This is a genomic window from Candidatus Seribacter sulfatis, from assembly GCF_964187635.1.
GTDB classification, from domain to species: Bacteria; Verrucomicrobiota; Verrucomicrobiia; order Opitutales; family Seribacteraceae; genus Seribacter; species Seribacter sulfatis.
Window position 1 is genome coordinate 1 of sequence record NZ_CAXLMO010000113.1, and the last position, 8,127, is coordinate 8,127.

The window sequence follows — 8,127 nt, forward strand, 5'->3', positions numbered from 1 at the left end:
AACTCCGCAAGATCTGCGCTGGGTGCTCGATCGAGCCGAGGATCTGCCTTCAGTGCTCGACACAATGATCGAAGACCATGGGGTGCGCGGACTTTCCCCTGTCGGCGATCTCGCGACGTCCTTGAAAGGGATGATCGCGAGCGACGACGCGGAGGTTCAGGCGCGTGCGATTCGGTTGGCGGGCGCTTGGAAGGTCGAAGCGTTGGCCCCACAAATTCAGACGATACTTGGCGACGCCAATCAGCCGGTCGTGCTCCGCTCAGCCGCCATCGTAGCCCACGGGCAATTGCGCGGTAAAAAGGCGATCGACGACCTACTAACCGCAGTCAACGATCCCGTGCCGAGTCTCCGGTTCAACGCCCTTACCGCGCTGTGCGACCTCGATTTTCCCAAAGCGGCAGCTGCTGCCAACCAACTCCTGCGCGAGGCCGAGTCAGACGCGGAGGTCCGGCAGATCGTAACGCCATTCCTCGGTCGTCAGAATGGCGGCGCCGTTTTGGCTAACGCCCTGAAATCGGACAGCAAAGCAATAACCCCGGAGTTGGCCACGCGCATCCGGGGCGTCCTCGGCGCCGCCGGCCGATTCGATCCCGCCCTCGACCAAGTGCTTCGTCCCGCGGCGGAGAAAGACGCGGTAGGCCTGCCGGAACACAGCGAAGCCTACGTCCGGACTCTCAGCGCCGAAGTCAAGCAGCACGGCAACGCCGCCAACGGCGCGAAAGTTTACGCATCGCCCGCGCTCAGCTGTGTGGCTTGTCACAAAATGGGAGATCAAGGCGGTATCCTCGGTCCCGAACTGACCGCGGTCGGCGCTGGGGTCCCGGTTGAGTTGATGATCGAAGCCATCCTCTGGCCAAAACGCCAGATCAAGGAGGGCTACACCGCGACTAGCATCACCACCAAAGACGCCAAAACGATCAGCGGATACGTGCAAACGGAAGACAAACAACGGCTCGTCATTCGCGACGCCGCCACTGGCGCGACGCAAACCATTTCCACAAAGCAAGTGGCCAATCGCCACGACGCCGGAACGCTCATGCCGCCGGGCCTGACCGCCGGGCTATCGCGGTCCGATCTGCGTGATCTCATCCGCTATCTCGCTGACCAGAAGGGCAAGTAGCCTCGAAAAATCCCACGAAATCGAATACTAAGGGCTGACTCATGAATTACTCCAGCAAATCTGCTTGTCTTTTTGCTCAGCACCAGCGTTGTGATTCGGCTCACGTAGCTCGCTATGCTCCGCCCAATCACGCCTTGGCGCTGAGCAAAAATCCGGCGCATCTTCGCCGAATTAATTCATGAGTCAGCCCTAAGAGATGAAACGATTGGTTGAGAGGACTGCTTTGCTTTTTACGGCCATGTTAGGGCTGGTGAATGCTGCATTGGCAGCTGGAAGTTCAGATCCGACCTACAATCGGGACATCCGGCCGATTTTGTCGGAGAACTGTTTCGCCTGCCATGGGCCGGACGCAAAGCATCGAAAGGCGGACCTGCGCACTGGCTGGCCGTGGCGAGATTGGGTGATCGATGCGTTCAACCTGGACATGCAATTCGATCAGTTCGTCGTCGAGCAACTTGCCGGAGACCTGCTTCCGGATGCCAAACCCACGCAGGCCCTCGCCACCGCCTTCCATACTACCAACTCCGGACGAGATAACTACTGGCTCAGGCAATGGCCTGCGCTGAGTAACGATCGACCAATCCTTGCAATGGCAGCAGGTAAATGGGGAGTTCACCCGTGGTCGCGATGTTTCAGCCAGGCACTGGAACCTGAGGCTGAATCGGAATTGCTTGTAAGTCACATTGCTGCTGAGCGGTGGACTGAACAGAAATATACATCAGGAGACGAAATAGGTGGCATCATCGCCATTGATGCCGATTGCGTTACTCCCGGCACTCCTGTGAAATACTGGTGGGTGCTGGGTACAAACGGCCTGTTCCGCGCTGCGGAATATCCTGACAAATTTACAAAAGTTTTGAAAGCTGGCCAGTCATTGTAAGTGTATTGCGCGAAAGCACTGGCGATCAATGCCCCAATCCCGAAAGGATCGACGGCTCGATAAGGGGCCTTGCAAAAATCCGTCAGACAGCGCAAAAATGAGTGAACAACGATGATTAAGGTAATAAACGCATTACTCGCGCTAGGGTTGATGGTCGCAAGCCCTGTGTTTGCCGTCCCGGAAGTGTCATCTCCCAGTAATCACATCGTTAGCGGGGGGCAGGGCGTGGAGAAGAGCGTGGACTCCAGCGACAGGACCAAGTGGTGCGGGCTGCACGAGGGCCGCCCGGTCCAATGGATGCTTAAGCTTTCAGAAGACGGAGGAATGGCGGTGAAAAGCTATTCGATTATCTCCGGGAACGACGTGCCGACTCGCGATCCGAAGGATTGGGTCCTGGAAGGATCACAAGATGGCGAATACTGGACGGAGTTGGATCACCAAACCGACCAGCCGGTATTTGAGAAGCGGTTTCAATCAAGAACCTTCCAGTTTGAGAACGACTCTGCCTGGCAGTTCTATCGATTCACGTTCGGAAAAACCCACGACGAAACTCACTTTCAATTCTCAGAGATTGCGCTCGATGGAGTTTCCATGGAAGGTGTGAAGTTGGCGGAAACACCAACGCTCGATGAGGTGAAGGCGGCTGGCGCGCTTCGGTCCATTTATCGGAAAGCGCATTCACTCCAAGGGGCGACCGTAGTGCCAAAAGCGAATCTGGAAACGTTTCGAAATGAGATTGAGCCTGTTCTGCGCGAGTCCTGTATTCCATGCCACGGTCCGGAAAAGCAGAAGGGAAAGTTCCGCATCGATACCCTGAACCCGGATCTGATTGATGGGGGTGATCAGAATTGGTGGCTTGAAGTGATTGATGTGGTGAGCAACGGCGAAATGCCGCCACAGGATGAAGATGTGCAGATTTCCGGCGAGGGAAAAGCCTCGATTGTCGATTGGCTGTCGACTGAAATTCAGGTCGCCTCACAAGTCGCTCGCAGTGAGGAAGGGCATTCATCCTTTCGCCGCATGACGCGGTATGAATTTAACTACGCGCTCCAGGATTTGCTCGGGCTGCCCTATGACCTCGCTGACGGCTTACCTCCGGAAACGACATCTGAGGACGGCTTCCAGAACAGCTCGGAAATGTTGCAAATGTCCGCGATGCAATTTGAGACGTTTCGTGAGTTGGGCCGCAATGCACTGAAAAAAGCCACGGTGTCGGGCGAGCAGCCGAAGGCAGCCTATTCCGGCATCACCATGGATGTAGCAGCTGAGCGGATACGGGCTGTGCGTGATGCCGAATTGGAGGGGGCCCGGAAGAGGAACGAAAACGACCCGGCAAAACGTGAAAAGGAACTCGAGCACTTCAGGGAACGGTATAAGCCGCGTCCAACAACTCATCCAAGCCTCATGAATCTGGAAACTGGCGAAGGTATCATTTCCGTGTCAGATCCTCGTGCGACAATACTAGCCTGGGACTCGGTCGAGAGTCGATCTGAGGCGCCACCGGTTTCCCCTCACGTCCTTATCGTTCCACCGAGAACGAAAACAGGATTCAACCTAAAGTATCGACTTCCTGATACCGGGATTCTTCGGGTTCGAATTCGGGCTTGCCGCTCTTCAGACGAAACTGAAGACCCACCAAATCTCCGTCTCTATTTTGGCCATCAAGCAAGCAACAACTCTTTTGCATTCGATCAAATCGGCGAAACCGATGTTGCGATTACCGCGCCGCCAGGCAACCCGCAATTCTATGAGTGGGATATCCACCTTGGAGAGGTGATCCGGAACTCCTTTCGCAAGGAAGAAGGTGCCAGAGCGAATCGGTCCGAGTATTTGAAGTTTGAAAACATTCGCCCCAACCCCGGAAGAGACGAGGCCGGGATCATCCACATCGATTACGTCGAACTGATCTCTCCGTATTTCGATCAATGGCCACCGGAATCACACACCAAAATATTCTTCGAACATGAAAAACCCGCCGGTGATGAATCCTACACCTCTGAGGTTCTCTCTCGGTTTATGACCCGAGCCTGGAGGCGTCCGGTAACTGAGGAGGAAATCGAGCGAAAATTGACTCTTTATTCCAAAATCCGCCCCGATTGCGAGAGCTTCGAGGAGGCGATGATAGAAGTTCTCGCGACAGTGATTGCCTCCCCTAAGTTTTTGTATCTTGTACAGTCCCGTTCCAAGAAAGATAGTGAAGGTAGCCGTCTGAGTGATTACGAATTGGCGACGCGGCTTTCGATGTTCCTTTGGAGCAGTTTACCAGACCAGGAGCTAATGGATCTGGCGATATCCGGGGAACTCAAAGAAGCCGATGTTTTGTCGGGTCAAACCGAACGCATGCTTGCTGATCCGCGTGCGGACCGATTTTCCAAACACTTTGTTCGCCAATGGCTAGGTATGCAGTTACTGGATTATCTACAGGTCGATCGAAAGGTTTTTGGTGGTTTTAATGATGAATTGAAACATGCGATGCAGCAAGAACCGGTTGCCTTTTACCACGAAGTACTCCGCAATAATCACAGCATTATGGATTTTATTCATTCGGACTACACCATGATCAATGAGAGGCTCGCTCAGCACTATGGAATCCCCAATATCTTTGGCAGTCACTTTCGAAAGATTGCCCTGGATGTAACCAATCGGCGCGGTGGTTTGCTTACTCAGGCTGGTCTGCTCGCAATGAATTCAGATGGTAAAGATTCGCACCCTCTCAAACGTGGAATTTGGTTGCTCGAAAATCTGCTACACGATCCGCCGCCGCCACCACCACCGGCAGTCCCTGAGATCGATTTGACCGATCCGGAAATATTGAAGCTTAGCTTGAAAGAGCGTATGGAAGATCACCGCAATGATCCTGCTTGCATGTCCTGCCATGCCAGGATTGATCCCTGGGGAATTGCGTTTGAAAACTTCGACATGGTCGGCCGTTGGCGCACACATGTCGCGGGCAAACCCGTTGATGCCAACAGCGTTCTATTCAATAATCAGGAACTCAAGGGGATGGACGGATTGAAACGTTTTCTTTTAAAACGACGCCAGGATCAATTCGTCCGTGCAATGGTTCATAAACTCACTTCCTATGCGCTTGGTCGCCCGCTTCGTTTTTCGGATCGGGCAGATTTGGAGAAAATTACAGCTGAACTGCGTCAGCAAGATGATGGACTTGCTACCTTGGTCAGATTGATCGTGATAAGTGATCTTTTTCAAACGAAATAGGATGGAGTTAATACCTTGCAATCCGAGTGCAAATACCTTGAGTTGAAACTTGATTAATGATGAAAACCGTACTGTCTCAGATTGATCGCCGGAGATTTATCCGGAGTGCAACTGGATTTGCTCTTGCCCTGCCTGCATTCGAAACCTTTACTTACTCGGCTAAAGCAGCTGCCACCACAGTAGCAAAAAAACGTCTAGCCTGCTTCTATATACCTGATGGTGTGCCGATGCCTCGCAAAGAAGATCCGGCTTATCAGGACTGGAGTTGGTTTCCTAAGGGTAAGGACCGGGACTTCAAATTTACCAAGTGCCTGGATCCTCTTGAGCCACTTCGTGATGACCTTACGATTCTAGGCGGACTTTCGCACCCTGCCGTTCGCAATGTCCATGGTCATTCCAACGCTGATCAATTCCTCACTGGTGCTGACACTGGAGCTGCGGGGGATTATCATAACAGTGTTTCGCTGGATCAGGTTTTTGCTGAGCAAGTTGGTGAGCACACTCGCTTCAACTCACTGGTGATGTCGACCGATGGAGGGACTGGTTCGCCACGCGGTGCTCAAACCATGTCTTTTAACCGGAGCGGGCGTCCAATTCCTGCAGAGCACCGGCCAAAACTGATTTTTGATCGTCTTTTTGTTTCCGGGAGCGATGATGCCGCTAAGCGTCTTGCCATCAGCGAAAGTGCACTCGATGGCTTACTGCTTGATGCTGCAGACCTGCGACGACAGCTTTCCAAGCATGATCAGGGGACGCTTGAAGATTACCTTCAATCAGTCCGTGAAACCGAAGTCAGAGTCGAAAAGGCTAAGCGCTGGATCAATACCCCTTTCCCAGAAGTTGAAGCCGGCCATCTGAAGCTCGATGTCACCCCAGAGGGTCCGGCGAACTATTTGCGGACCATGTTTGAACTTATTTATCTGGCGTTTAAAACCGATTCGACACGGACTGTTACCTATCAAATCGGTCGGGAAAATGGAGTTGGGGCGAGCGATTACTTGGCGCGTGCGGTTGGCTTGAATCTGACCCACATGCTAAGCCATAAAGGTAAGGAGCCAGGTGGCTGGAAGAATTTTGGAACCTATATGCGTTTCCTCAGTGAGGAATACGGGCGCTTCGCCAGCCGATTGAAATCAACTCCGGAGATCGACGGCAGTGGGTCCATGCTGGATAACACTCTGTTGTTTATTGGCTCTGCGTCCAGTGCGTTTCACACGTCGCGCAACTACCCCCTGATCCTGACCGGGGGTAAAAATATGGGTTTCAAGCACGGTCAATACCTGAAGTATGGGCAGGGCAACGAAGACAACCAAGTCGACGCCGGTATCAATTCAGCCATAGGCTGGAGCCGGGAGGCCAGCTACGAAGAATTGCCACTTTCAAATCTTTATCTCACAATGTTACAGCGTTTGGGGGTTGAGACTGAGAGTTTTGCCGGCAGTAAAAAGACGCTGACTGAAGTATAGGAAATCTTCAATTTTCCATAGTCGGTCTGCTTTGGAAAACCTTGTCAATAGCCAAACTAGGTTGGATTTTTCAGTTCTAGGGTATTCAGGATTTTCGATCTATAACGATTCAAGTTGATTGATCAGAGATGAGATTGCTGTAAGTTGGAAGTCCATGAAATATCTTTTTTCTGTTTTGTTTTTTATATCCTCGGTTTTCACTTTTGGAAATCCTTCCCGTCTGGGTTTACCTGAGGAGTTGGAAGCGACCTTATTTTCATCCAAGGATCTGACTCCGTGTGTTGCCTGTTTGAGCGTTGCACCAACGGGAGAGGTGTATGCGGGAATTGATCAGATCGGTTCTCTCGGCAAGGGGGCAGGCTTTGGAAGAATTCTTCGTCTCACCGATCAGGATAATGATGGTGTTTCGGACAGTCATACCATTTATGCGGAGATTGATAATCCGAGGGGAATGATTTCGGTCGGAGATAAGCTCTATGTACTCCATACCAAATGGGCAGATGAAAAGAATTTTGATGGGATGTTCTTATCGGTTCTTGAAGATAAAAATGGGGATGGTAAAGCAGATGGTCCACCCAAGCATTTGGTTAAGGAAATCAGCACACGAAAATACAACCAGTCCCGCGGGGTGGATCATACGACCAATGGGATTCGTATGGGAATAGACGGATGGATCTATGTGGCGGTGGGCGATTTTGGATTCGTCAATGCGACCGGAACGGATGGGACGAAATTGACGATGTATGGTGGAGGAATTATCCGGGTCCGTCCGGATGGAACCGAACTGGAGGCTTTTGCCCATGGACTGCGCAATATTTATGATGTCGCGATTGATCCCTATATGAATGTGTTTACCCGTGGGAACACCAATGATGGAGGAGGGTGGAATATGCGCTTTATTCATGAGGTACAAACCGGACAGTACGGGTACCCGACTCTTTTTAAACGCTACACTTCGGAGATTATTCCAGCCTTGGTGGATGTGGGGGGAGGATCCGGAACGGGTGCGATGTATTTTGATGAGCCCGGATGGCCAAAGAAGTATACCGGAGTGCCCATGATGTGTGACTGGGGGAGGGGGCAATTGTATATTCATCGGATAAGTGAGGATGGGCCGACTTTTACTCAGCAACAGGAGGATTTTATCAAGTGCGGAAGGATCACAGATGTGGATTGTGATGGATCCGGTCGATTATTCATCGGTAGTTGGGGTAAATCAGGATTCAAGGGTGGAGATGATGGCCATATTTCCCGTGTGGTTCCCAAGGGATGGAAGTATCAGGAGTTCCCGGATTTGAAAAAAAGAAATGCAGTTGATCTTGCCAATCTTCTTTCTTCCCCAAGTGCAAAGACTCAGCTTCACGCTCAGCAGGAAATTCTCAGGAGAGGAGGGAAGGGCCAAGAGGTGTTGGCGGTGGCTTTGGATTCTGCCCAAGCCACCA

Annotated in this window: 5 protein-coding genes and 1 pseudogene; all 6 read left to right on the forward strand. The window is 52.0% G+C overall.

Features of this window, described 5'->3' with window-relative positions:
* The coding region (locus ACKPQ5_RS10340; RefSeq protein ID WP_407679033.1) for a HEAT repeat domain-containing protein at nucleotides 1-1,120 on the forward strand (1,120 nt) is incomplete at its 5' end.
* Nucleotides 1,121-1,316: 196 nt separating this feature from the next.
* Entirely contained in the window at nucleotides 1,317-2,000 is a 684-nt protein-coding gene (locus ACKPQ5_RS10345; RefSeq protein WP_407679034.1) for a DUF1549 domain-containing protein, read from the forward strand.
* Nucleotides 2,001-2,591: 591 nt separating this feature from the next.
* Nucleotides 2,592-3,197: pseudogene (locus ACKPQ5_RS10350) on the forward strand (DUF1587 domain-containing protein); the annotation flags it as partial.
* A 54-nt stretch (nucleotides 3,198-3,251) separates the two neighbouring features.
* Nucleotides 3,252-5,219 carry a DUF1592 domain-containing protein gene (locus ACKPQ5_RS10355; RefSeq protein ID WP_407679035.1) on the forward strand — a complete coding sequence of 656 codons (1,968 nt, stop codon included), beginning with the start codon at nucleotides 3,252-3,254 and terminating at the stop codon, nucleotides 5,217-5,219.
* Nucleotides 5,220-5,278: 59 nt separating this feature from the next.
* Nucleotides 5,279-6,685, forward strand: a complete 1,407-nt coding sequence (locus tag ACKPQ5_RS10360) for a DUF1552 domain-containing protein (protein ID WP_407679036.1) — start codon at nucleotides 5,279-5,281, stop codon at nucleotides 6,683-6,685.
* 154 nt (nucleotides 6,686-6,839) lie between these two features.
* Nucleotides 6,840-8,127, forward strand: a 1,288-nt coding sequence (locus ACKPQ5_RS10365; protein ID WP_456064507.1) for a DUF7133 domain-containing protein, incomplete at its 3' end; no start/stop codon positions are given.

Coding starts and splice junctions, on each gene's coding strand:
- ACKPQ5_RS10355 (WP_407679035.1), top strand. CDS start 3,252: ATGGATGTAGCAGCTGAGCGGATACGGGCTGTGCGTGATGCCGAATTG.
- ACKPQ5_RS10345 (WP_407679034.1), top strand. CDS start 1,317: ATGAAACGATTGGTTGAGAGGACTGCTTTGCTTTTTACGGCCATGTTA.
- ACKPQ5_RS10360 (WP_407679036.1), top strand. CDS start 5,279: ATGAAAACCGTACTGTCTCAGATTGATCGCCGGAGATTTATCCGGAGT.